This is a genomic window from Enterobacter sp. BIDMC 27 (assembly GCF_000534415.1).
Classification (GTDB): Bacteria; Pseudomonadota; Gammaproteobacteria; order Enterobacterales; family Enterobacteriaceae; genus Enterobacter; species Enterobacter hormaechei_C.
The window spans coordinates 1-24,008 of the sequence record NZ_KI973178.1 but is presented as its reverse complement, the minus strand read 5'-3'; the positions used below and the strand labels follow the sequence as shown (position 1 = coordinate 24,008).

Annotated in this window: 18 protein-coding genes and 7 pseudogenes; 10 read left to right on the top strand and 15 right to left on the bottom strand. The window is 53.7% G+C overall.

Annotated features, from left to right (window positions below; translation table 11 throughout):
* Positions 1–2: 2 nt before the first annotated feature.
* The 7 genes and pseudogenes from L463_RS22330 (at position 3) to L463_RS24700 (ending at position 5,584) form a co-directional block, all read left to right on the top strand.
* Entirely contained in the window at positions 3–431 is a 429-nt protein-coding gene (locus L463_RS22330) for a hypothetical protein (RefSeq protein WP_017384060.1), read from the top strand.
* A 90-nt stretch (positions 432–521) separates the two neighbouring features.
* Positions 522–764: pseudogene (locus L463_RS22335) on the top strand (transposase); the annotation flags it as partial.
* A gap of 228 nt (positions 765–992) precedes the next feature.
* A complete protein-coding gene (locus L463_RS22340; protein ID WP_180242000.1) occupies positions 993–2,333 on the top strand; it encodes an IS110 family RNA-guided transposase in 1,341 nt (446 codons plus the stop codon).
* Positions 2,332–3,255, top strand: a pseudogene (locus tag L463_RS0122440) (IS3 family transposase); the annotation flags it as partial. The gene L463_RS22340 and the pseudogene L463_RS0122440, both read left to right, overlap by 2 nt.
* 334 nt (positions 3,256–3,589) lie before the next feature.
* Entirely contained in the window at positions 3,590–4,723 is a 1,134-nt protein-coding gene (locus tag L463_RS22345; protein ID WP_017384068.1) for a glutathione-independent formaldehyde dehydrogenase, read from the top strand.
* Positions 4,724–4,888: 165 nt separating this feature from the next.
* The gene (locus L463_RS24535) at positions 4,889–5,164 is read left to right on the top strand and encodes an IS1-like element transposase (protein WP_000179213.1); all 276 of its coding nucleotides are present in this window, start codon (positions 4,889–4,891) and stop codon (positions 5,162–5,164) included.
* Positions 5,083–5,584 (top strand): annotated as a pseudogene (locus L463_RS24700) (IS1 family transposase). Before L463_RS24535 ends, L463_RS24700 begins: the two are co-directional and overlap by 82 nt.
* A gap of 14 nt (positions 5,585–5,598) precedes the next feature.
* On the opposite strand, the pseudogene L463_RS0122435 reads toward L463_RS24700, so the two are convergent.
* The 4 genes and pseudogenes from L463_RS0122435 to lacI all read right to left on the bottom strand — a co-directional run.
* A pseudogene (locus L463_RS0122435) lies at positions 5,599–5,739 on the bottom strand (maltose acetyltransferase domain-containing protein); the annotation flags it as partial.
* A 65-nt stretch (positions 5,740–5,804) separates the two neighbouring features.
* On the bottom strand, positions 5,805–7,058 hold the full coding sequence (lacY, locus tag L463_RS22355; RefSeq protein ID WP_003846917.1) for a lactose permease: 1,254 nt from the start codon (positions 7,056–7,058) through the stop codon (positions 5,805–5,807).
* A 51-nt stretch (positions 7,059–7,109) separates the two neighbouring features.
* A complete protein-coding gene (gene lacZ / locus L463_RS22360; protein ID WP_007894989.1) occupies positions 7,110–10,184 on the bottom strand; it encodes a beta-galactosidase in 3,075 nt (1,024 codons plus the stop codon).
* Between the two features lie 121 nt (positions 10,185–10,305).
* Positions 10,306–11,388 (bottom strand): DNA-binding transcriptional repressor LacI, encoded by a 1,083-nt coding sequence (gene lacI / locus L463_RS22365; protein WP_007851507.1) that lies wholly within the window; start codon positions 11,386–11,388, stop codon positions 10,306–10,308.
* A gap of 352 nt (positions 11,389–11,740) precedes the next feature.
* On the opposite strand from lacI, the pseudogene L463_RS22370 reads away from it, so the two are divergent.
* The 3 genes and pseudogenes from L463_RS22370 (at position 11,741) to L463_RS0122430 (ending at position 14,698) form a co-directional block, all read left to right on the top strand.
* Positions 11,741–12,750, top strand: a pseudogene (locus L463_RS22370) (zinc-binding alcohol dehydrogenase family protein).
* 403 nt (positions 12,751–13,153) lie between these two features.
* Positions 13,154–14,158, top strand: coding sequence for an IS110-like element IS4321 family transposase (locus tag L463_RS22375; RefSeq protein ID WP_000427623.1), 1,005 nt, complete (start codon positions 13,154–13,156; stop codon positions 14,156–14,158).
* 261 nt (positions 14,159–14,419) lie between these two features.
* Positions 14,420–14,698, top strand: coding sequence for an EAL domain-containing protein (locus L463_RS0122430; protein WP_007898884.1), 279 nt, complete (start codon positions 14,420–14,422; stop codon positions 14,696–14,698).
* Between the two features lie 22 nt (positions 14,699–14,720).
* Here the strand turns inward: L463_RS0122430 and L463_RS23155 are convergent.
* From L463_RS23155 to L463_RS24520, 11 genes and pseudogenes are all read right to left on the bottom strand, one after another.
* Positions 14,721–14,979 (bottom strand): annotated as a pseudogene (locus L463_RS23155) (IS66 family transposase); the annotation flags it as partial.
* Positions 14,980–15,028: 49 nt separating this feature from the next.
* Entirely contained in the window at positions 15,029–15,367 is a 339-nt protein-coding gene (tnpB, locus tag L463_RS22380) for an IS66 family insertion sequence element accessory protein TnpB (RefSeq protein WP_028018554.1), read from the bottom strand.
* Between the two features lie 53 nt (positions 15,368–15,420).
* The gene (gene fecE, locus L463_RS22385; RefSeq protein WP_004152282.1) at positions 15,421–16,188 is read right to left on the bottom strand and encodes a Fe(3+) dicitrate ABC transporter ATP-binding protein FecE; all 768 of its coding nucleotides are present in this window, start codon (positions 16,186–16,188) and stop codon (positions 15,421–15,423) included.
* The gene (fecD, locus tag L463_RS22390) at positions 16,189–17,145 is read right to left on the bottom strand and encodes a Fe(3+) dicitrate ABC transporter permease subunit FecD (RefSeq protein WP_004118246.1); all 957 of its coding nucleotides are present in this window, start codon (positions 17,143–17,145) and stop codon (positions 16,189–16,191) included.
* Positions 17,142–18,140 carry an iron-dicitrate ABC transporter permease FecC gene (gene fecC / locus L463_RS22395; RefSeq protein WP_004118243.1) on the bottom strand — a complete coding sequence of 333 codons (999 nt, stop codon included), beginning with the start codon at positions 18,138–18,140 and terminating at the stop codon, positions 17,142–17,144. Before fecC ends, fecD begins: the two co-directional genes overlap by 4 nt.
* Positions 18,137–19,039, bottom strand: coding sequence for a Fe(3+) dicitrate ABC transporter substrate-binding protein FecB (gene fecB / locus L463_RS22400; RefSeq protein WP_007898890.1), 903 nt, complete (start codon positions 19,037–19,039; stop codon positions 18,137–18,139). Before fecB ends, fecC begins: the two co-directional genes overlap by 4 nt.
* A 44-nt stretch (positions 19,040–19,083) precedes the next feature.
* Complete coding sequence (gene fecA / locus L463_RS22405) at positions 19,084–21,408, bottom strand: TonB-dependent Fe(3+) dicitrate receptor FecA (protein ID WP_022652364.1); 2,325 nt, start codon at positions 21,406–21,408, stop codon at positions 19,084–19,086.
* A gap of 86 nt (positions 21,409–21,494) precedes the next feature.
* The gene (gene fecR / locus L463_RS22410) at positions 21,495–22,448 is read right to left on the bottom strand and encodes a ferric citrate uptake sigma factor regulator FecR (protein ID WP_023304425.1); all 954 of its coding nucleotides are present in this window, start codon (positions 22,446–22,448) and stop codon (positions 21,495–21,497) included.
* A complete protein-coding gene (fecI, locus tag L463_RS22415; RefSeq protein ID WP_016151347.1) occupies positions 22,445–22,966 on the bottom strand; it encodes an RNA polymerase sigma factor FecI in 522 nt (173 codons plus the stop codon). The genes fecR and fecI overlap by 4 nt, the downstream gene beginning before the upstream one ends.
* 370 nt (positions 22,967–23,336) lie before the next feature.
* A pseudogene (locus L463_RS24525) lies at positions 23,337–23,712 on the bottom strand (IS1 family transposase).
* A 44-nt stretch (positions 23,713–23,756) separates the two neighbouring features.
* The coding region (locus L463_RS24520; RefSeq protein WP_029039627.1) for an IS1-like element transposase at positions 23,757–24,008 on the bottom strand (252 nt) is incomplete at its 5' end.

Below are 24,008 nucleotides of genomic sequence, written 5' to 3'. Positions count from 1 at the left end.
GCATGACGAACGAACAGTCGGGGGTTAAAAAAACACAGGCAAGAGCAGAGCAGGCCCTGAGGGAACTGATGTTATCAGGGGAGCGTATCAGCCAGTATGCTGTGGAAAAACGAGCGGGGCTGGCAAACGGCACCCTGAATTATAACTGTCCTGAGTACAGGCAGGTCAGGGAGGCTATCCGCAGTCTGAAAAAAACGTGCCAGGGCACCGCGCCGGTTGATGAGCAGGGCATTGAGCAGCAGATCAAGCTGAAAGAAAAGTATCGCCGTCAGAGAAATGAGCTGAGGGAAGAAATCAAAAAGATGATGGCTGAAAATGTAGAGCTGTTACATAACCTTATACTTTTACAGCAGTATGTCAGGGAGCTTGAACGCAACACCGGGAGGGAGAAAGGGGACGTCATTCCGTTCTCGGGTGGTGTCAGGGACTGAGGCTATACTGAACGGAAGGACGCGAGGTGAATCGCCACGCGTTTAACAGACACCTCAGAGTCATTTAAGATGACTTAAAGAGAGGTGCCCATGAGCGGTAAGCGTTATCCTGAAGAGTTTAAAACTGAAGCAGTCAAACAGGTTGTTGATCGCGGTTATTCTGTTGCCAGCGTTGCAACACGTCTCGATATCACCACCCACAGCCTTTATGCCTGGATAAAGAAGTACGGTCCGGATTCTTCCACTAATAAAGAACAGTCAGATGCTCAGGCCGAGATCCGCCGTCTCCAGAAAGAGCTGAAACGGGTTACCGACGAACGGGACATATTAAAAAACTGTCCATGGGTCAAACCCTGTCCTGAGTCTCAGAAACTCCCCGGAGAAGTTGGCAGGCTAATTTAACGAAGGAAGCAGCCGTCGGCCTTTTGGTGGTATGACCCCGTAAAAAAACATGGTTCAGGGACTGTGGCGGATCCGACAGTGGTGACTTTGATCCCGTTCAGGAAGGTGATTTCTCCGTCGTCCCCTCCTTCGTTCATCGAAATGAGCAAGGAGATTTCCATGAAAAAATCCTCCCGAATGTCTATTGTCCATCCTCATGCTGCGGGCGTTGATATTGGCGCTGAATTCCACGTTGTCGCCGTACCGCCTGATGCTGACGCCGAGCCGGTCAGAACTTTTCAAAGTTTCACCGGCGACCTTCATCGGATGTCCGATTGGCTCAAAACCTGTCACATTACGACCGTCGCCATGGAGTCCACAGGCATTTACTGGTTGCCTGCTTTTGAGATCCTTGAAGCTGCGGGTTTCAATGTGATCCTTGTTAATGCCAGAGACGCAAAAAATGTTCCCGGTCGCAAGACTGATGTCAACGACGCACAGTGGCTGCAGAAACTGCATTCATTTGGTCTTCTCCGGGCCAGTTTCAGACCTGAACACGACATTTCCGTACTCAGGTCTTATTTGAGACAACGGGAACGCCTGACTGAATACCGGGCTGCGCATATCCAGCATATGCAGAAGGCGTTGATGCAGATGAATGTGCAATTACATCATGCCGTATCGGATATCACTGGCGTTACCGGTCTTTCAATCGTCAGAGCTATTGTCAGTGGTGAGCGCGATCCTTCAATATTGATCCAGTATCGTGATGTCAGATGTAAGAAGACGCCTGAAGTACTTCAGCAGGCACTGACAGGGAACTGGCAGCCTGAGCATCTTTTTGAACTTGAACAGTCGGTGGCATTTTTCGATTTTTACCAGGAAAAGATCTGTGAGTGTGATGATCAAATCGAAACTTCATTATTGCAACTCAGTACCGAAATTAAAGAGCCGGAAGGAGTATTGCCCCCCGCCAGACATCGTACAAAACAACCCAATCAGCTTTCCTTTGATGTCAGACCGTTACTCTGGAAAATTACCGGAGCAGACCTGACACAGATACATGGGTTTGGACCTTATCTGGCACTAAAATTTGTTGCCGAATGCGGTACTGACATGAGTCGCTGGCCGGATGCGAGCCATTTTACCTCGTGGCTATGTTTGTCTCCGGGGAACAAGATCTCCGGTGGAAAAGTACTGTCCTCGAAAACGCGTCGTTCATCCAGTCGAATCGCTGCCGCACTCAGGCTGGCAGCCACAACAATTGGTCGGAGCGATACCGCGTTAGGCGCTTTCTATCGTCGATTATCATCCCGTATCGGGAAAGCAAAAGCAGTCACTGCAACGGCAAGAAAACTGGCAATACTGTTCTACAATGCCCTGAAGTATGGTCAGAAATATGTCGATCCTGGCGCGGATTATTATGAAGAACGCTACCGTAGTCGCGTACTTGATGGACTTAAGCGAAGAGCAAAATCACTGGGTTACTCTCTCCAGCAAGATCCTGAATTATGCGTGTGAACCGGGAGTTTCTCAGGAAAGCCGCGGCGTACTTCGCAAAGCTGTCCGACTGAGGTACGCCTTTATCCGTGACAACTCCTGTTGCTGGCCTGTTCGCCTGCTCTGTCGGGTGCTGGATGTTCATCCCAGTGGTTTTTACGCCTGGCTTCAGCAGCCGCATTCACAACGCCATCAGGCAGACCTGAGACTGACAGGACAGATTAAACAGTTCTGGCTGGAATCGGGATGCGTCTATGGTTATCGCAAAATCCATCTGGATCTGCGTGACAGCGGGCAACAGTGCGGAGTAAACAGAGTCTGGAGACTGATGAAACGTGTCGGAATAAAGGCTCAGGTCGGATACCGAAGCCCGCGGGCACGTAAAGGCGAGGCCAGTATCGTGTCACCCAACAGGCTCCAGCGACAGTTCAATCCGGATGCTCCTGATGAGCGTTGGGTAACGGACATAACCTACATCAGGACCCACGAAGGCTGGCTGTATCTTGCCGTTGTTGTTGATCTGTTCTCACGCAAAATTATCGGCTGGTCCATGCAATCCCGGATGACAAAGGACATTGTCCTGAACGCACTGCTGATGGCTGTATGGCGGCGTAATCCCGAAAAACAGGTGCTGGTTCATTCGGATCAGGGCAGTCAGTACACAAGCCATGAGTGGCAGTCGTTCCTGAAATCACACGGCCTGGAGGGTAGCATGAGCCGTCGCGGTAACTGCCATGATAATGCGGTTGCAGAAAGTTTTTTCCAGTTGTTGAAACGTGAACGGATAAAGAAAAAGATCTACGGAACGCGGGAAGAAGCCCGCAGTGATATTTTTGATTACATCGAAATGTTTTATAACAGTAAGCGTCGGCATGGTTCTAGCGAACAGATGTCACCGACAGAATATGAAAACCAGTATTATCAACGGCTCGGAAGTGTCTAGATTATCCGTGGCGATTCACTAGGGTTACCTAATTCACCTATGTCTACTTCTGGCACAATGCAGAAATGAGATAGATTTACTTTATCCGCTTCTCGCTCAAAGCTGTCCGTAATCCCCTGCCTGCTTAAAAAAACCGGATTAACGTGTGATGTTTTTACGTTTTCCAGGCAGCCTTCATCGGTAAGTACCTGTCTTACAGACTTCAATGCACTTAGTTAAGAAACATCCTAATCGTCCTTTCGCCGATCGCGAGATCTGTTATGGCAGCTAAACTCGATTGATACCCCAATCCGCCGGGCAGCATTTCCTTTCCGCACGCAAGAAGGAGAAGATCATGAAAGCAGTAATTTACAACGGTCCTTATGATGTAAAAGTAAAAGACGTACCGGATGCGAAAATTGTCCGCCCCACGGATGTACTCGTCCGCATCACCACCACCAACATTTGTGGGTCGGACTTGCACATGTATGAGGGCCGGACCAGCTTTGAACAGGGACGGATTCTGGGTCACGAAAACCTGGGTGAAGTGGTCGAAATTGGCTCAGGCGTTGAACGTATTAAGGTGGGCGACTATGTTTGTCTGCCGTTTAACGTGGGATGTGGTTTTTGCGAAAACTGTGAAAAAGGTCTGACCGGCTTTTGTCTCACTACCAATCCAGGTTCGGCAGGCGCAGCTTATGGTTTTGCTGAAATGGGTCCCTGGGAGGGGGGGCAGGCGGAACTGCTTCGGGTGCCATTTGCCGACTTTAACTGCCTTGTTCTTCCCCCTGATGCGGCAGAAAAAGAAGATGATTATGTGATGCTCTCTGACATTTTTCCTACCGGCTGGCATGCAACAGAACTTGCCGGATTGAAGCCTGGTGAAAGCGTGGCCATTTATGGCGCGGGGCCGGTCGGTTTGATGGCAGCTCATTCGGCGATCATTAAAGGTGCTTCACAGGTGTTTGTGGTTGATACGCACACAGACCGGTTGGCTCTGGCTGAAAAAATGGGGGCGACGGGCATCAATGCTACTGGCGATGAAGCTGTACAAAAAATTCTCGACCTGACGGATGGACGCGGTACGGATTGTGGCTGCGAATGTGTTGGCTATCAGTGCTGTAACAAACATGGCCATGAAGATAACTCTGTCACCATGAACAGTCTTGTTGCGTCGACGAAAGCAACCGGGGGAATTGGTGTGGTTGGCGTCTTTATTCCTCAGGATCCGGGGGCTGAATCGGAGCTTGCCAGAGAGGGTAAGATGCCATTTGATTTTGGGAGTTTCTGGTTTAAAGGACAGGCAATCCGTACCGGCCAGGCGAACGTTAAGGCCTATAACCGTCAGCTGTCTCGCCTCATCCATCACGATAAAGCCAGTCCGGGCAAAATAATTTCTCATCGTCTTTCGCTTGAAGAGGCTCCTGCCGGATATAAGCACTTCGATGAGCGGGATGAAGGATGGACGAAGGTTATCCTTAAGCCTTAAATAGAGTTATCCGGTATGAGAAAGCAAAAACCGGGAAAGAATGTATGACTTTTGACAGGGTGCAATAAAATATCCTGTCAGGGCGTTATTATTCATACTTTCAGCTGCCAGGTGATGCTGCCAACTTACTGATTTAGTGTATGATGGTGTTTTTGAGGTGCTCCAGTGGCTTCTGTTTCTATCAGCTGTCCCTCCTGTTCAGCTACTGACGGGGTGGTGCGTAACGGCAAAAGCACCGCCGGACATCAGCGCTATCTCTGCTCTCACTGCCGTAAAACATGGCAACTGCAGTTCACTTACACCGCTTCTCAACCCGGTACGCACCAGAAAATCATTGATATGGCCATGAATGGCGTTGGATGCCGGGCAACCGCCCGCATTATGGGCGTTGGCCTCAACACGATTTTACGTCACTTAAAAAACTCAGGCCGCAGTCGGTAACCTCGCGCATACAGCCGGGCAGTGACGTCATCGTCTGCGCGGAAATGGACGAACAGTGGGGATACGTCGGGGCTAAATCGCGCCAGCGCTGGCTGTTTTACGCGTATGACAGGCTCCGGAAGACGGTTTGCGCACGTATTCGGTGAACGCACTATGGCGACGCTGGGGCGTCTTATGAGCCTGCTGTCACCCTTTGACGTGGTGATATGGATGACGGATGGCTGGCCGCTGTATGAATCCCGCCTGAAGGGAAAGCTGCACGTAATCAGCAAGCGATATACGCAGCGAATTGAGCGGCATAACCTGAATCTGAGGCAGCACCTGGCACGGCTGGGACGGAAGTCGCTGTCGCTCACAAAATCGGTGGAGCTGCATGACAAAGTCATCGGGCATTATCTGAACATAAAACACTATCAATAAGTTGGAGTCATTACCCTTTTTTCAACTTCTGATGGATGCGAGTGATTGAACTCATACATTAATGTTTTCCCACGAAGTCTTTTTTCAGGTAAGCCTTCGCACATATCGGTAAATAGCTTGCCTGCTTTTATTTTTTCTGTCATCGACATGTTCATTTTTAACATTCCGTCCTGATAAGTTGGTCGGATAAGGCGCTCGCGCCGTATCCGACATTAATTTCTTAAGCGACTTCATTCACCTGGCGACGCAGCAGAGAAAGTGGGCCGGGGCCGCTAAGCGTGAACACGGAAATTAAGGTGAAGCCCAGCGCCACCAGACCCAGCACCAGGTAAGCGCCCTGGAAACCGATGCTTTCATACATATTGCCCGCCAGAATAGACATAAAAATCATCGCCAGTTGCTTAAAGAAGCAGAAACAGACCAGATAAATCGTCGCTGAAAAACGCACTTCAAACTGGCTGGTAATATATTTAAAGCAGCCCACCAGCAGGAACGGTACTTCAAACATATGCAGCGTTTTCAGAATAACCACTTCCAGTGCTGAGGTAGCGAACGATGAGCCAATAATACGTACTGACATAATAGTGCCAGCCAGCAGCAGGGCGTTTTTCCCACCGATGCGATTAATGATCAGTGGCGCAAAAAACATAATCGAGGCGTTAAGTAATTCGCCCATTGTCGTTACGTAGCCAAATACCCGCGTACCCTGTTCACCGGTAGCAAAGAACGAAGTAAAGAAATTAGCAAACTGTTGGTCAAAAACATCGTAGGTGCAGGAAACGCCAATAACATACAGTGACAAAAACCACAGTTTTGGCTGTCTGAACAGTTCCAGCGCCAGCTTAAGGCTAAATGCCGAATGGTTGGCACCTACCGCATTGGCAACCGTGGCAGAAGAGGGCGCATCCGTTTTGGCGAAAAAGAGTAAAACGGCGAGGATGAATGCACAGCCAGAACCCAGCCAGAAAACAAACTGATTATTGATGGTGAACATGATGCCGACAATCGAGGCACACAGCGCCCAGCCAACACAGCCAAACATCCGCGCGCGACCATATTCGAAATTACTGCGACGGCTGACTTTCTCGATAAATGCCTCTACTGCTGGCGCACCGGCGTTAAAACAAAAGCCTAGATAAATACCACCAACAATCGATCCTACTAAAATGTTGTATTGTAACAGTGGCCCGAAGATAAAAATAAAGAACGGCGCAAACATCACTAACATGCCGGTAATAATCCACAGCAGGTATTTGCGCAGCCCGAGTTTGTCAGAAAGCAGACCAAACAGCGGTTGGAATAATAGCGAGAACAGAGAAATAGCGGCAAAAATAATACCCGTATCACTTTTGCTGATATGGTTGATGTCATGTAGCCAAATCGGGAAAAACGGGAAGTAGGCTCCCATGATAAAAAAGTAAAAGAAAAAGAATAAACCGAACATCCAAAAGTTTGTGTTTTTTAAATAGTACATAATGGATTTCCTTACGCGAAATACGGGCAGACATGGCCTGCCCGGTTATTATTATTTTTGACACCAGAGCAACTGGTAATGGTAGCTACCGGCGCTAAGGTGGAATTCCGCCGACACTGACGGGCTCCAGGAGTCGTCGCCACCAATCCCCATATGGAAACCGTCGATATTCAGCCATGTGCCTTCTTCCGCGTGCAGCAGATGGCGATGGCTGGTTTCCATCAGTTGCTGTTGACTGTAGCGGCTGATGTTGAACTGGAAGTCGCCGCGCCACTGGTGTGGGCCATAATTCAATTCGCGCGTCCCGCAGCGCAGACCGTTTTCGCTCGGGAAGACGTACGGGGTATACATGTCTGACAATGGCAGATCCCAGCGGTCAAAACAGGCCGCAGTAAGGCGGTCGGGATAGTTTTCTTGCGGCCCTAATCCGAGCCAGTTTACCCGCTCTGCTACCTGCGCCAGCTGGCAGGTCAGGCCAATCCGCGCCGGATGTGGCGTATTGCTCGCCACTTCAACATCAACGGTAATCGCCATTTGACCACTTCCATCAATCCGGTAGGTTTTCCGGCTGATAAATAAGGTTTTCCCCTGATGCTGCCACGCGTGGACCGTGGTAATCAGCACCGCGTCGGCAAGCGTATCTGCCGTGCACTGCAACAACGCTGCTTCGGCCTGGTAATGGCCCGCCGCCTTCCAGCGTTCGACCCAGGCGTTAGGGTCAATGCGGGTCGCTTCACTTACGCCAATGTCGTTATCCAGCGGTGCGCGGGTGAACTGATCGCGCAGCGGCGTCAGCAGTTGTTTTTTATCGCCAATCCACATCTGTGAAAGAAAGCCTGACTGGCGGTTAAATTGCCAACGCTTATTATCCAGCTCGATGCAAAAATCCGTTTCGCTGGTGGTCAGTTGCGGGATGGCGTGGGGCGCGGAGGGGAGTGTCACGCTGAGGTTTTCCGCCAGACGCCACTGCTGCCAGGCGCTGATGTGTCCGGCTGCTGACCATGTGGTCGCGTTCGGTTGCACTACGTGAACCGTTAGCCAGAGTTGTCCGGCGCTCTCCGGCTGCGGTAGTTCAGGCAGTTCAATCAACTGTTTACCTTGTGGAGCGACATCCAGAGGCACTTCACCGCTTGCCAGCGGCTTGCCATCCAGCGCCACCATCCAGTGCAGGAGCTCGTTATCGCTATGACGGAACAGGTATTCGCTGGTCACTTCGATGGTTCGCCCGGATAAACTGAACTGGAAAAACTGCTGCTGGTGTTTTGCTTCCGTCAGCGCCGGATGCGGCGTGCGGTCTGCAAAGACCAGACCGTTCATGCAGAACTGGCGATCATTCGGCGTATCGCCAAAATCACCGCCGTAAGCCGACCACGGATTGCCATTTTCATCATATTTAATCAGCGACTGATCCACCCAGTCCCAGACGAAGCCGCCCTGTAAACGGGGGTACTGACGAAACGCCTGCCAGTATTTAGCGAAGCCGCCAAGACTGTTACCCATCGCGTGGGCGTATTCGCAAAGGATCAGCGGGCGCGTCTCTCCAGGCAACGAAAGCCATTTTTTGATGGACCATTTCGGCACAGCCGGGAAGGGCTGGTCTTCATCCACGCGCGCGTACATCGGGCAAATAATATCGGTTGCGAAGGTGTCGGCTCCGCCGCCTTCATACTGTACCGGGCGGGAAGGATCGACAGATTTGATCCAGCGATAGAGTGCGTCGTGATTAGCGCCGTGGCCTGATTCATTCCCCAGCGACCAGATGATCACACTCGGGTGATTACGATCGCGCTGCACCATTCGCGTTACGCGTTCGCTCATCGCGGGTAGCCAGCGCGGATCATCGGTCAGACGATTCATTGGCACCATGCCGTGGGTTTCAATGTTGGCTTCATCCACCACATACAGGCCGTAGTGGTCGCACAGCGTGTACCACAGCGGATGGTTCGGATAATGCGAACAGCGCACGGCGTTAAAGTTGTTCTGCTTCATCAGCAGGATATCCTGCACCATCGTCTGCTCATCCATGACCTGACCATGCAGAGGATGATGCTCGTGACGGTTAACGCCGCGAATCAGCAACGGCTTGCCGTTCAGCAGCAGCAGACCATTTTCAATCCGCACCTCGCGGAAACCGACATCGCAGGCTTCTGCTTCAATCAGCGTGCCGTCGGCGGTGTGCAGTTCAACCACCGCACGATAGAGATTCGGGATTTCGGCGCTCCACAGTTTCGGGTTTTCGACGTTCAGACGTAGGGTGACGTGATCGGCATAACCACCACGCTCATCGATAATTTCACCGCCGAAAGGCGCGGTGCCGCTGGCGACCTGCGTTTCACCCTGCCACAAAGAAACCGTCACCCGCAGCTCATCGCGCAGCTCGCCGTACATCTGAACGTCTGCCTCCAGTACAGCGCGGCTGAAATCATCATTAAAGTGAGTGGCTACATGGAAATCGCTGATTTGCGTGCTCGGTTTATGCAGCAACGAGACGTCACGGAAAATGCCGCTCATCCGCCACATATCCTGATCTTCCAGATAACTGCCGTCACTCCAGCGCAGCACCATCACCGCGAGGCGGTTTTCTCCGGCGTGTAAAAATGCGCTCAGGTCAAATTCAGACGGCAAACGACTGTCCTGTCCGTAACCGACCCAGCGCCCGTTGCACCACAAATGAAACGCCGAGTTAACACCATCAAAAATAATTCGCGTCTGGCCTTCCTGTAGCCAGCTTTCATCAACATTAAATGTGAGCGAGTAACAACCCGTCGGATTCTCCGTGGGAACATACGGCGGATTGACCGCAATGGGATAGGTCACGTTGGTGTAGATAGGCGCATCGTAACCGTGCATCTGCCAGTTTGAGGGGACGATGACAGTATCGGCGTCAGGAAGATCGCGCTCCAGCCAGCTTTCTGGTACCGCTTCTGGTGCCGGAAACCAGGCAAAGCGCCATTCACCATTCAGGCTGCGCGACTCTTGGGAAGGGCGATCGGTGCGAGCCTCTTCGCTATTACGCCAGCTGGCGAAAGGGGGATGTGCCGCAAGGCGATTAAGTTGGGTAACGCCAGGGTTTTCCCAGTCACGACGTTGTAATACGACGGCCAGTGAATCCGTAATCATTGTCATAGTTGTATCCTGCGTGAATTGTTATCCGCTCACATTTTCGCATAACATACGAGCCGGACACATAGAGTGTAAAGCCTGGGGTGCCTAATGAGTGAGCTGACTCACATTAATTGCGTTGCGCTCACTGCCCGCTTTCAAGTCGGGAAACTTGTCGTGCCAGCTGCATTAAGGAATCTGCCAACGTGCGGGGAGAGGTGGTTTGCGTATTGGGCGCCAGGGTGGTTTTTCTTTTCACCAGTGAGACGGGCAACAGCTGATTGCTCTTCACCGCCTGGCCCTGAGAGAGTTTCAGCAAGCGGTCCACGCTGGTTTGCCCCAGCAGGCGAAAATCCTGTTTGATGGTGGTTAACGGCGGGATATAACACGAGCTGTCTTCGGTATCGTCGTATCCCACTACCGAGATATCCGCACCAACGCGCAACCCGGACTCGGTAATGGCGCGCATTGCGCCCAGCGCCATCTGATCGTTGGCAACCAGCATCGCAGTGGGAACGATGCCCTCATTTAGCATTTGCATGGTTTGTTGAAAACCGGACATGGCACTCCAGTCGCCTTCCCGTTCCGCTATCGGATGAATTTGATTGCGAGTGAGATATTTATGCCAGCCCGCCAGACGCAGACGCGCCGAGACAGAACTTAATGGGCCCGCTAACAGCGCGATTTGCTGGTGACCCAATGCGACCAGATGCTCCACGCCCAGTCGCGTACCGTCTTCATGGGAGAAAATAATACTGTTGATGGGAGTCTGGTCAGAGACATCAAGAAATAACGCCGGAACATTAGCGCAGGCAGCTTCCACAGCAATGGCATCCTGGTCATCCAGCGGATAGTTAATGATCAGCCCACTGACGCGTTGCGCGAGAAGATTGTGCACCGCCGCTTTACAGGCTTCGACGCCGCTTCGTTCTACCATCGACACCACCACGCTGGCACCCAGTTGATCGGCGCGAGATTTAATCGCCGCGACAATTTGCGACGGCGCGTGCAGGGCCAGACTGGAGGTAGCAACGCCAATCAGCAACGACTGTTTCCCCGCCAGTTGTTGTGCCACGCGGTTGGGAATGTAGTTCAGCTGCGCCATCGCCGCTTCCACCTTTTCCCGCGTTTTCGCAGAGACGTGGCTGGCCTGGTTCACCACGCGGGAAACGGTCTGATAAGAGACACCGGCATACTCTGCGACATCGTATAGCGTTACTGGTTTCACATTTACCACCCTGAATTGACTCTCTTCGGGTGCTATCATGCCATACCACGAAATGTTTTGCGCCATTCGGAGGGGGCACGCCGAAGTGAGATTCAAAATGCCGACGTCAGTTCACAGGTGGGTAATGATACCAACGTGTTGATTTCGTATTTTCACTGACACCAGGATCATCCTGATGTTACAAGGATTGAATGACTACAGATTAAAATAGTCATCAACAGGTTGACAGCATTACCCAGCGCCCGCTTTCCGCGTATTTTTCGATTTGCACTGCCGGGGGCACTGGCGGGTATCGCGTTCCGCACACTTTTACATTTATTTATCTGGTGACTGACCTTTTTAAGGAGACAGAATGAAAGCCGTTGGTTTCTGGCAACCCGGGAAAGTACATCCGTTATTGAAGATTTGTCGCTTCCCCACCCATCCATGCCCAAGGGGCGTGATCTTTTGATCAGAGTCAGGGCGGTCGCGGTTAACCCACGGGACCTGAAAAGCCGGCGAAACATCAGTCCCTCTGCAGGCAATCCGGTAGTTATGGGATACGACGCTTCCGGTGTTGTTGAAGCAACCGGACCAGAGGTGACGCTGTTCAGGCCAGGTGACCACGTTTTCTATGCCGGTGTGCTCGATCGCCAGGGAGCCAACGCAGAGTTTCAGCTGGTTGACGAACGCATTACGGGGATAAAGCCGGCAGCACTAAGTTTTGAAGCTGCAGCGTCGGTTCCTCTGACCGGTCTGACAGCCTGGGAAATGTTATTTGATCGTCTGCAGTTGTCAGTGAACGGAGATGCTGATCAGACCCTGTTGATGCTTGGCGGTGCGGGCGGAGTCCCTTGTATGGCTATACAGCTTGCCCGCACTCTGAGTCGGGTGAACATCATCGGGACTGCCTCCCGGCAGGAGAGTGTCAGAGCGGTTCGCGGGTTTGGTGCGCATTATGTCCTGGATCATTCATGTGCGCTTGCGCCACAGGTTGCCAGCCTTGCTGGACTCCCTCCCATTACCCGGATTTTCTCAACGTACACCACGCCATCTGCCTGGGAAAATATGGCCGAAATTATTGCCCCACAAGGCCGTATCGGACTCATCGACGACCCTGAACCACTGGATCTGTGTTTGATCAAATTTAAGAGCGTTTCTGTTCACTGGGAGGCAATGTTTACCCGCCCCATGCATGCTACTGCGGACATGTCTAAACAGCATGATATTCTTAACAAACTCTCATGCATGCTGGATTCCGGTAAGCTCAAACCTCCGTTGCTGGCAGAGTATGGCAGGCTGAATGCTAAAGCACTTCGCCGGGCTCATGAGGACATGGAAAATAAAAATGTGAACGGGAAAATTGTTTTTTCAGGGTTCTGATGAACAGGCCTGTCAGAGTAAAAAAAGATTCGGGTTCAGCACAATGCTGAATTCTGTCTGGCTATAGAGTAAGAATCGTACCGGAATTGAGCATTTACCCTCAGTACCTGCGGATGAAAAAGCAGTCTGCCCTGACATACTGAACAATCCCTTCTCATAAGATGCCTCTCTTTTGCTGTTTAAAGAGCTGAGCAGTCCGGGCGGAGACTGACCTCGTTCCGCTTTCCAAGCGACCCCCTTGTTGAAAGTGCGACAAAAGAGATAGGGCGAATGACTATACTTCGCTCATAGCTGCCCGCCATGCCAGCTCAAAAAACAGGCTTAACGTAGGATATTTAATGAGATGGTCACTCCCTCCTTCCCGGTATTATGCTGAGGACAGGCTTTCATTCGGAGAACTATCATGGAAAACATTGCGCTCATTGGTATCGATCTGGGTAAAAACTCTTTCCATATTCATTGCCAGGATCGTCGCGGGAAGGCTGTTTACCGTAAAAAATTTACCCGGCCAAAGTTGATCGAATTTTTGGCGACATGCCCCGCTACAACCATCGCAATGGAAGCCTGTGGCGGTTCTCACTTTATGGCACGCAAGTTGGAAGAGTTGGGGCATTCCCCAAAGCTGATATCACCACAATTTGTCCGCCCGTTCGTTAAAAGCAATAAAAACGACTTTGTCGACGCCGAAGCTATTTGTGAAGCTGCATCGCGTCCGTCTATGCGTTTTGTGCAGCCCAGAACGGAATCTCAGCAGGCAATGCGGGCTCTGCATCGTGTCCGTGAATCCCTGGTTCAGGATAAGGTAAAAACAACCAATCAAATGCATGCTTTTCTGCTGGAATTTGGCATTAGCGTTCCCCGAGGAGCTGCCGTTATTAGCCGACTGAGTACCATTCTTGAGGATAATAGTTTGCCTCTTTACCTCAGCCAGTTATTGCTGAAATTACAACAGCATTATCACTATCTTGTTGAGCAGATTAAAGATTTGGAATCCCAGTTGAAACGAAAGTTGGACGAAGATGAGGTTGGACAGCGCTTGCTGAGCATTCCCTGCGTCGGAACACTGACAGCGAGTACTATTTCAACTGAGATTGGCGACGGGAAGCAGTACGCCAGCAGCCGTGACTTTGCGGCGGCAACAGGGCTTGTACCTCGGCAGTACAGCACGGGAGGTAGGACGACATTGCTGGGAATTAGTAAGCGAGGTAATAAAAAGATCCGAACTTTGTTGGTTCAATGTGCCAGGGTATTCATACAAAAACTGGAACACCAGTCTGGCAAATTGGCCGATTGGGTCAGGGATTTACTGTGCCGGAAAAGCAACTTTGTCGTCACTTGTGCTCTGGCAAACAAGCTGGCCAGAATAGCCTGGGCCCTAACGGCACGACAGCAAACTTATGTAGCATAACGGCAGAAATACACCGGTTTAAAGAATTACTGATCTGGTTTTGCGAATACTGATATTGATGATACTAACGGCCCACCGGCCTGTTGAGGAACCTGTAAAACGGAAAGGCTCATTGAAGCCGTATATTTTCTGGAGGTTCATCAGGCGCGGAACTCATCAAGGCGCGGGAATAAAATCCCATTCAGACGCCGGATAGATTCAAGCAAGCCAACTTGTCGTCAAAATCGGTGTTGCAAAAACGGGAGTGACCATAGATTCCGTTTGCCAAGCGGCCCCCATATTGAATGGCTGACGGTACTGGATTTCGATGAGATAAAAATAGACCGTATTTTTATTGCCAATATTGATGACCCGGTGAAGCGAGCGCTACTTGTTTCTGTGGTGAAAGGGTTACGTGGTACTGGCAAACCACTGGTGTTTGAAGGGGTGGAAACGCCAGGACAGTTTGAATTCGTCCGTTCTCTTGGCCCCGGTTACCTAGTTCAGGGCTGGTATACCGGAAAACCCGAAACAATATCTGCGATGAATATTCAGGGTTAAAACGATACGGGGCCCGGCCCGTATCGGCAACCCGACCCGTCAGCGTATCGCTTTCTGTCTGAAGCCGGTTCAGGTCGGCTTCTATCTGCGCGATGCGGCGGGAGATTTATTCAGAACGACTGCCGAAGTTCATCCGGCGAATCTTATCCAGCTGCGCCTGCAGATGGTCTATTTCGCGCTCCCGGTCGGCCTGCTTTTCCAGCAGGGCGCGGTTCAGCGCTTCCTGTTCGGACAGGCGCTGTTTCAGCAGAAGGATGTCGTCAGGGGGAGGTGTTGTTCATAAGCCCGCATTTTACCAGGCTTATTCAACGACAACCAGGATAAAGAGGCCTACAACATGGTCAGGGACGTAAGCAGTCTTTTAGGCTGCCGCCAGTCGATGCCTTCCAGAAGCATTGCCAGCTGCGCCGGGGTCAGGAACACTTTGCCATCGCGGGCAGAGGGCCAGGCGAAGCGGCCGCGTTCCAGCCGTTTGGTCAGCAGGCACAGCCCGTCGCCGGTGGACCACAGCAGTTTGACCTTACTGCCGCTGCGGCCCCGGAAGATGAAGACATGGCCGGATATCGGGTCATCTTTCAGCATCGTCTGCACCTTTGCGGCGAGACCATTGAAGCCGTTGCGCATGTCGGTGATACCGGCAACCAGCCAGATTTTGGTGCCTGTTGGCAGGTGGTTATCACTTCCTTTATCTGTCCTGTGATGATCCTTATGACTTCGCCAGACTACTTCACCACACACATGGGTCTGCCAGATACCGGTTCGGGATGGATTTCCGCTTCTACGCTGAACACCGTCTTTAGAAGCTCTGGTTTCATCACTGCTTCCGGAGCACCTTGCGCCATCACGCGACCGCTTGCCAGTACCACCAGATGATCGCAATAGCGGCTGGCCTGATTCAGATCGTGGAGTACCGTCACTACGGTTTTCCCCTGCCTTTTGAGTTCAACCATCAGGCGCATCAGTTCAACCTGATGATTGATATCGAGGTAGGTCGTAGGCTCATCAAGAAGAATGAGTGGGGTATCCTGTGCCAGCACCATCGCCAGAAACGCACGCTGGCGCTGGCCGCCGGAAAGCTGGGTTAACCTGCGGTCAGCCAGATTGCGCGTCCGGGTCTGACTCATTGCCACGTTGACCCGCTCGTTGTCTTCCGCGGAGAGTCGCCCCCACAACGACAGCCACGGGCTGCGGCCGTAGGAAACCAGTTCCCGTACAGTGATCCCCTCGGGGGATAAATGGTGTTGCGGCAGTAAAGCCAGGCGGCGAGCCAGCTGGCGGGCGGAAAAACCGGCTATGGGTTTTTCATCAAGCAATATCTCGCCAGAGTCTGGTGTTAACAGGCGAGAAAAACAGTTCAACAGCGTCGATTTCCCGCAACCGTTAGGGCCGAGCAGGGCCGTGATTTTTCCGGCAGGCAGGGCGAGAGAAAGTCCATCCAGCACGGTTTGTGCGCCATAGCTGACGGTCAGATTTTCAGTACGTAATCTCATTTATCGCATTCTCACAAGCAGCCAGACAAACCACGGTGCGCCGATAATGGCGGTCAGCACGCCTGCCGGAAGCTCCAGCGGCGGATGAATGATTCGTGCCAGCAGATCGGCAATGACCAGCAACAACGCGCCCGTCAGGGCCGAAACGGGCATCAGCCAGCGGTGACGCCCGCCGGCGATCCTGCGCACCATGTGCGGCACGACGAGACCAATAAAACTTATCGGGCCACAGACGGCCACGCCGGTTGCTGTCATCGCGACAGCCAGCATCAGCCCCTGGAACCGGGTGCGCTGAACCGACACGCCGAGCGTGGCTGCTCGTGCATCGCCCAGCGCCAGCAGGTCGAGATCGCGACAAAAGCGCAGGCTCAGCGGCAAAAACAGAATGAGCAACGGCACGGCAATCTTCACAAAGTGCCAGTCGCGCCCCCATAAGCTACCCGTCAGCCACAGCAGGGCACTGTTTACATCCTGCGGGTGCAGGAGCATCAGGTAATCCGTCAGGCTCGCCCAGCAGGCGGAAAGCGCCACGCCGGTGAGCGCCAGCTTCATCGGCTGGTGGGTCTTTGCCAGCATCTTCAGCAAGATCAACCCCGCCATACCGCCCGCAAAGGCCAGCAGCGGCAGCACCATCACGGATAGTGATGGCATAAGAAGCAGTGCTCCCACAGAGGCAAGGCTGGCGGCATGGTTAATGCCGAGAATATCCGGTGATGCTAGCGGGTTACGCACAATCCCCTGTACCAGCACGCCCGCCACGGCGAGGGCTGCACCGACAAACAGTGCCAGCAGCAAGCGCGGCAGTCGGTACTCCATCAATACATAATAATGCTCGCGTCCGTCCTGCCAGTCGGTCAGCAGCGCGCGCCACGGCACGGGGATCACCCCCATATGGAGTGATAACAGCGCACAACCTGCCAGGGCAAGGGTGATGAAAATGACCAGCGCAATTTTCATCCTCGCCTCCTCACCAGCCAGACAAAGCAAGGACTGCCAATCAGCGCCAGCACTGCGCCTGCGGGCAGATCGCCGGGGAAGGCCAGCGCGCGTGCGAGTACATCTGCCATCAGCATCAGCGTGGCCCCCAGCAGCATGCTCACCGGCAGTACGTTGCGCTGATCGAAGCCTGCCCAGAAGCGCGCCAGATGTGGCACCAGCAGGCCGATAAACGCCACCGGACCTGCCACACTGACGCACGCGCCAACCAGAAGCAGCACTAACATATTGATGATCAAACGTAGTCTCGGCAGGTTCACTCCCAGCGTATGGGCGGTACTGTCGCTGACGTTGAGCAGGTTCAGTTGATTCGCCAGCAGCAACACGACAGGGACTGCAGTGACCACCACCGGCAAGAGCTGCCAGACATCCTGCCAGTGGGCGTGGGACACTCCGCCTGCCAGCCAGTAAAAGATGCCGTAAGCATGATCTTCGGCCAGCAGCAGGGTGATGCGGGTCAGGGCCATACAAAAGGCCGACAGCGCGATACCCGCGAGGATCAGTTTGTTTCTGTCCTGGGTATGACGAAACCCGCCTCCTGCGGTCATGACCAGCAGCCAGCTCACGCCGCCCCCGCATGCCGCGATGAACGACAGGGAATAGCCTGCAACCGGCGTCGGACTCAGCGCGCTGGTAAGCGCCATAGCCAGCGCCGCGCCGCTGTTAATGCCGAGCAGTGAAGGAGAGGCCATTGGGTTGTGGGTCAGGGTTTGCAGCAGCGTGCCCGCGAGCGCCAGGCTTGCGCCGATCAGAACGGCGACCAGGCTTCGCGGCAAACGAAGGTTTTGCACCAGCGCTTCTGGTAGCGTTGGCGTGTGTCCAGGCAGCAGGGCGCGGATTGCGTCTGCTCCGGAAACAGGAATGGCCGAGTAGCAAAACAGACTCAGCCAGAAAATAATAATAAGTACTGCAACGGGAAGCCCCCACAGCAGCACCGGGTGTTTTAGCGCGGTCATTTCACATCGGTAAGCGGCTGATGGTGGAAGATTTTTACCGTGTCAGCGGCAATACGCTCTGCGGCAAAAATACCGCGCATCCGCGCCCAGGCGTTACTGTCGACTGAAGCAACCTGCTGCTTCTGCGCGGCGGTTAATATCTGCCAGAGCGGATCTTGTTGCCAGCGTTTAACAATGCTCTCTTCGCGATAGTGGGCAACCAGCAGCCAGGCAGGATTGACCGCCAGCAGTTGCTCCAGGCCGATGGACGGCATGGACGCGCCCGCCATCGCAGCGGGAACGTTCAGCCCCAGAGAAGCCAGCACGCTGCCGGTCCAGGTCTCCTGGGTATGCAGGTTGAATAGCTGTTCGCGTGATGTGCCAAAGGCCACGCGTGTCCCTGTGGGAAGCTGGCTGGACCACTGCGCCATCTTCTCTTTATGTTGTTCCAGACGCGCCTGCATCTCTCGTTTTTTACCTACCACTTCGCCGATGATAGCCGCTGAGTGCAAATTTTCAGCGTAGGTTTCGTTGCGGGACTTAAGCAGCAGTACCGGCGCGATTTGCTGCAAGGCAGTGTAAATCCCCGCATGGCGACTGCTGTCGGCAATGATCAGGTCTGGTTTCAGGGCAGCAATGGCTTCCAGGCTCGGCTGCGCGCGCGTTCCGACGGACTGCCACGGTTTCAGGTGCGCACGCACTTCGGGCAGGATGCGTTTTGCATCGTTATCGTCGGCAATACCGATCGGGCTGACGTCCACGGCGGCCAGCGCATCGGCGAACGAGAGTTCCAGCACCACAATCCGTTGTGGCGTTTTATCGAGTGTAAACGTGCCGTGTTCGTCCTGAACCGTGGCGGCAAAGGCGTGGCCGATCACCAGCAGCAGGCCTGCAAAAAGAAAACGGATAAATGCCAACATAGTCACATTCCAGCTAAAAGCCCGGCAAGCCGGGCGTTAACACATCAGAACTTCAACGACCCCTGCATATACAGCGTGCGCGGCTGGCCTGCGTAGATGCCTTTGTTGTTGTCGTCATAAGAGCGGATGAAGTAGTCCTGGTCGAAGATGTTTTTCACACCGAACGCCAGGTTCAGATCTGCCATCTGCGGGCCAAAGTCATACGCCACGCGTGCGCCCCAGAGCATGAAGCCGGGAATGCGGCCGGTACTGCCGTCGGCGCTCTCTTTCACCGTATTGGCGTTATCCGCAAACTGGCTGGACTGGAAATCGCTGTTCAGATTGAACGTCCAGTTGCCCGGCTTGTAGTCCACGCCCAGCGTGCCTTTATGTTTCGGGGAGAATGGCACCTGATTGCCATAGGTGTCGCCTTTCTCGCGGATTTCCGCGTTCACATACGCATAGCTGGCGTAGACGGAAACGTTATCAAGCGTTGGCGTTAGCGTACCCAGGTCGTAACGTGCCTGCGTTTCCAGCCCGGTATGGCGCGTTTTGCCACGTGCAGTGACGGTGTCGTTGGTCTGGTTGGAGTCGTACTGATTGTTAAAGTTAATCAGGAACAGCCCCATTTCCGCCGTCAGCGCGCCGTCATCGTAGCGGGTACCGAGTTCCCAGGTTCGCGCTTTTTCCGGTTCCACATTGCCGCTTTGCACAGCCTTGCCAATCTGGCTGTACTGTACGGTGCCGAACGAGCCTTCAGTGTTTGCATAAAGATTCCAGCTATCAGTCAGGTGATAGAGCACGTTCAACGCCGGAAGCGGTGCGTTATAGCTCACCTCTTCGTGCGTGCCTTTGATGGCGTTGTTCTGGTATGACTCGATATGTTCGAAACGCATACCCGGCGTGATGGTCCAGTTGCCGATGTCGATTTTGTCATCCAGATACCAGGCGTGCGCCTCGGTGCCGGAACGCGTGTCGCGGTCGTAAGGGCTTGAGCCGGACGGCAACTGCCCGCTGCTGGTGGCGGTGTAGTAACGCATTTCATGCGTTGATTCATTCACATAGCGATAGCCCACGCCCACTTCGTGCGCGGAAGGGCCGATCATAAAGCTCTGGCTGTAGCGTGGCTCAATACCGCGCACCCAGTAGATACGCGGCGAGAGGGTGATGCGTTTGCCTTGCTCCAGGTAGCCGCTGCGCAGGGTTTGGGTGTAGAACCCCTGAATGTTGAATTTATGCTGGCTGTCCGGCTGGAACTGGTAGCCCAGGCTCGCCAGCTTGCGACGGCCCCAGAAGCGGTCATACGGGCGGGTGGATTGCCAGCGATCGGCGTCGTAATCCGCGCGGGACAGGCCGCCGGGCATGTCGGCTTCACCATCGTAATATTGCAGCAGGCTGTTGAAGGTGTGCACCTCATTCGGCGCATATTTGCTTTTCAGCATCAGGTCGTCGATGCGGGTGGCGCTGTGCTCGCGCCAGTCACTGCCGCGCGTGCCGGAGTAGAGCAGCGCGGTGCCAAAACCGTTGTCCGCTGTGCCGCCCACCATCAGGTTGTGCGTCTCTTTCGGGTTGTTTTGTGAAGAGGTTGGGCTGAGCTGACCTTCCACCCCCGCCTCGATACCAAAGTCCTGCGGAATGGCGCGGGTAACAAAGTTCACCACGCCGCCCACGCTCTGCGGTCCGTAACGCACCGCACCACCACCGCGCACCACGTCAATGGCATCCATGTTGCCGAGCGAAACGGGAGCCAGTGAAAGCTGCGGCTGACCGTAAGGGGCAAAGGGGACGGGGATGCCGTCCATCAGGACGGTCGAGCGGCTGGCGAGGCGTGGGTTCAGGCCCCGGATGCCAAAGTTCATCGCCAGGTCGTGGCTGCCGGTGCCGTTGTTTTCCGGCGCGCTGACGCCAGGGATGCGGTTAAGCACCTCACGCATGGTGGTTGCGCCGGTTTTGGCGAAATCCTCACGGCGGATCACGTCACGCGCGCCAGCATGTTCAAATACGTCGTTTTCACGCGCATCGCCCAGCCAGTCGCCGACCACGGTCAGGGCATCTTCTTTTGGCGCGGGCGCGGTCTCCAGCGTCCAGCTGTTATTTCTCAGCGGTTTTACCTGCAGTCCGCTGCCGTCCAGCAGTTGTTGCAGGCCGCTCTCGACGTCGTAATCTCCGTGCAGGCCGTTGCTCTGCTTGCCGCGCGTCAGGCTGGCGTCAACCGAGAGGGTAATTCCGCTGTGTGCGGCATACTGATTGAGCGCTTTGTCGAGCGATCCCGGTGCGATATCAACCTGTGCAGCAAAAGCGGAAAACGAGAGACCGGCCAGCGGCAGCAGGCTCAGGCGAATGGCGTTAACCAAAGGTGTTGTTTTACGAAAAACGCGTAACGGCGTCATACCTTCTCCATCATCATTTTTGTTGTGTTCAGCTATGAGTCGAACGAGAAGGGTAAAAAGGACAATCGAAATGAGAATTATTTTTCTTACAGCGGTGAAATGTTTATCCAGTACCGCGTAATAGACTGAATTTTAACGGGAAGCGTTTGAGCGATAACGTTCAGGATCGCATCGGTATTTTTCAGCGGGAACGTCCCGCTCAGGCGCAGCCCGGCAACGGCGGGATCGCAGCGCAGCACGCCGTTGCGGTAACGGCTTAGCGTGGCTATCACCTCACCCAGCGGTTTATCGCTGAAGCTCAGGATGCCCTTCGTCCAGCTTGTACTCTCGTCATCCAGCGGTTTCACTGCGCCAAACTCAGAGGCGCTGAACTGCAGGCTTTCACCAGCGTTCACGATGCGTTTTTGCGCGGGGGCACTGGCGAGAAGCACTTCCACGGCGTGCTGCTGCACGTCAAGCTGCGTGAAATTATCCTGCTGGCGGACGGTAAATTCTGTCCCTAAAGCGGTGAGTTGGCCCTGACGGGTCAGGACGCGGAAGGGGCGTTGCTGCGCATCTTTCGCGGTAGTAATGGCGATTTCACCGTACCAGAGCCGGACGGTGCGCTGATGCGCATCAAAACGCACATCCGCCGCGCTTTGGGTATTCAGCGTGAGCAGGGAGTCATCTTCCAGTTGCTGACGGCTGACTGCGCCTTTGGCGGTGCGGTAATCTGCCCGCAGACCTTCGCCGGTTTCCGACTGCCAGAGTTGCCAGCCTCCGCCAGCGCCGAGCAACAGCAGTAATCCTTTCATCACGTGACGGCGGGTGAGGCGGGTATCGTGCAGCGCCCGGCTGGCAACGTCGCCAGGCACACCGCCAAGCTGGTTGCGCAGGTTTTCAACCTGCTGCCAGGCCCACTGGTTATCCTGATCCTGTTCATACCACTGTTGCCAGCGCGCTTCCTGTTGTGGGCTGACGCGCTCGCCGCTTAGCACGGCATACCAGTGGGAAGCTGAACGCAGCGCCTGACGGCGGGAATCGGTTAACGAAGGATTCATAACCCATGCTCCAGACGAAACAGCAGGCAGTGCTCGACGGCTTTCGCCACGTATTTTTTCACGGAGCTGACGGAAACACCGAGTTTGTGCGCAATCTCGCTGTATGTCAGGCCATCCAGTTGCGAAAGCAGAAACGCTTCACGTGTTTTTCCGTTTAGCCCGTCCAGCATGCTGTCGACGAGTTGTAGGGTCTCGAGCTGGCTTTCGCGTTCCTCAGGTGAAGGCGCTACCCCCTCCGGCATAAGCGCCAGCATCTCCAGATACGCTTTTTCCAGCGCGTTTCGGCGAAACAGGTCCACCATCACGCGTTTGGCGATAGTGCACAGGAAAGAGCGAGGATCGCGGATCGTCGAGAGCGTTTCGCTGCTCATTACCCGCAAAAAAGTGTCCTGGGCAATGTCATCTGCATCAAAGGCAGACTGGAGTTTGCGCGTCAGCCAACTTTTCAACCAGCCGTGATGGGTGCCATAAAGCGACTCGAACGTTAAGGAAGCTGTGGAAGTGGCACGGTCAGACATGCGGAGTGCATCAAAAGTTAATTATCACGTAGCCATATTAATATGAGAATGGTTATCATTACAATTGGAAATAAAATTGTTTCCAATAAACATTTTTAACATGTTGTTTTTCTAAGTGTTATAAGGTAGGTATAAAATGGGATGGATCCTCTGCTTCTGGCATCTGTCGGTCAGAATGACATCATGATGTGGTCTGCTATTATTGACATCCTCCCCGCCCTTTAGGGCGGGGAGGATGTCAACTATGAGTGTTGCCTGAAATGTCGCCAGCCCCCGGTACAGCAGAAGTATCTCGGGCTTTCTGCGTTTGCTCCTGGTGGGTATGGCCCCCGCAAGCGGGGGTTATTGCTAACTGGGTAATGACTCAAAATTATTGATAGTGTTTTATGTTCAGATAATGCCCGATGACTTTGTCATGCAGCTCCACCGATTTTGTGAGCGACAGCGACTTCCGTCCCAGCCGTGCCAGGTGCTGCCTCAGATTCAGGTTATGCCGCTCAATTCGCTGCGTATATCGCTTGCTGATTACGTGCAGCTTTCCCTTCAGGCGGGATTCATACAGCGGCCAGCCATCCGTCATCCATATCACCACGTCAAAGGGTGACAGCAGGCTCATAAGACGCCCCAGCGTCGCCATAGTGCGTTCACCGAATACGTGCGCAAACCGTCTTCCGGAGCCTGTCATACGCGTAAAACAGCCAGCGCTGGCGCGATTTAGCCCCGACGTATCCCCACTGTTCGTCCATTTCCGCGCAGACGATGACGTCACTGCCCGGCTGTATGCGCGAGGTTACCGACTGCGGCCTGAGTTTTTTAAGTGACGTAAAATCGTGTTGAGGCCAACGCCCATAATGCGGGCGGTTGCCCGGCATCCAACGCCATTCATGGCCATATCAATGATTTTCTGGTGCGTACCGGGTTGAGAAGCGGTGTAAGTGAACTGCAGTTGCCATGTTTTACGGCAGTGAGAGCAGAGATAGCGCTGATGTCCGGCGGTGCTTTTGCCGTTACGCACCACCCCGTCAGTAGCTGAACAGGAGGG

Coding starts and splice junctions, on each gene's coding strand:
- fecE (WP_004152282.1), bottom strand. CDS start 16,188: ATGAGATTACGTACTGAAAATCTGACCGTCAGCTATGGCGCACAAACC.
- fecC (WP_004118243.1), bottom strand. CDS start 18,140: ATGACCGCGCTAAAACACCCGGTGCTGCTGTGGGGGCTTCCCGTTGCA.
- fecD (WP_004118246.1), bottom strand. CDS start 17,145: ATGAAAATTGCGCTGGTCATTTTCATCACCCTTGCCCTGGCAGGTTGT.
- lacY (WP_003846917.1), bottom strand. CDS start 7,058: ATGTACTATTTAAAAAACACAAACTTTTGGATGTTCGGTTTATTCTTT.
- fecI (WP_016151347.1), bottom strand. CDS start 22,966: ATGTCTGACCGTGCCACTTCCACAGCTTCCTTAACGTTCGAGTCGCTT.
- fecA (WP_022652364.1), bottom strand. CDS start 21,408: ATGACGCCGTTACGCGTTTTTCGTAAAACAACACCTTTGGTTAACGCC.
- lacZ (WP_007894989.1), bottom strand. CDS start 10,184: ATGACAATGATTACGGATTCACTGGCCGTCGTATTACAACGTCGTGAC.
- L463_RS22375 (WP_000427623.1), top strand. CDS start 13,154: ATGGAAAACATTGCGCTCATTGGTATCGATCTGGGTAAAAACTCTTTC.
- L463_RS22340 (WP_180242000.1), top strand. CDS start 993: ATGAAAAAATCCTCCCGAATGTCTATTGTCCATCCTCATGCTGCGGGC.
- fecR (WP_023304425.1), bottom strand. CDS start 22,448: ATGAATCCTTCGTTAACCGATTCCCGCCGTCAGGCGCTGCGTTCAGCT.
- L463_RS22345 (WP_017384068.1), top strand. CDS start 3,590: ATGAAAGCAGTAATTTACAACGGTCCTTATGATGTAAAAGTAAAAGAC.
- fecB (WP_007898890.1), bottom strand. CDS start 19,039: ATGTTGGCATTTATCCGTTTTCTTTTTGCAGGCCTGCTGCTGGTGATC.
- L463_RS22330 (WP_017384060.1), top strand. CDS start 3: ATGACGAACGAACAGTCGGGGGTTAAAAAAACACAGGCAAGAGCAGAG.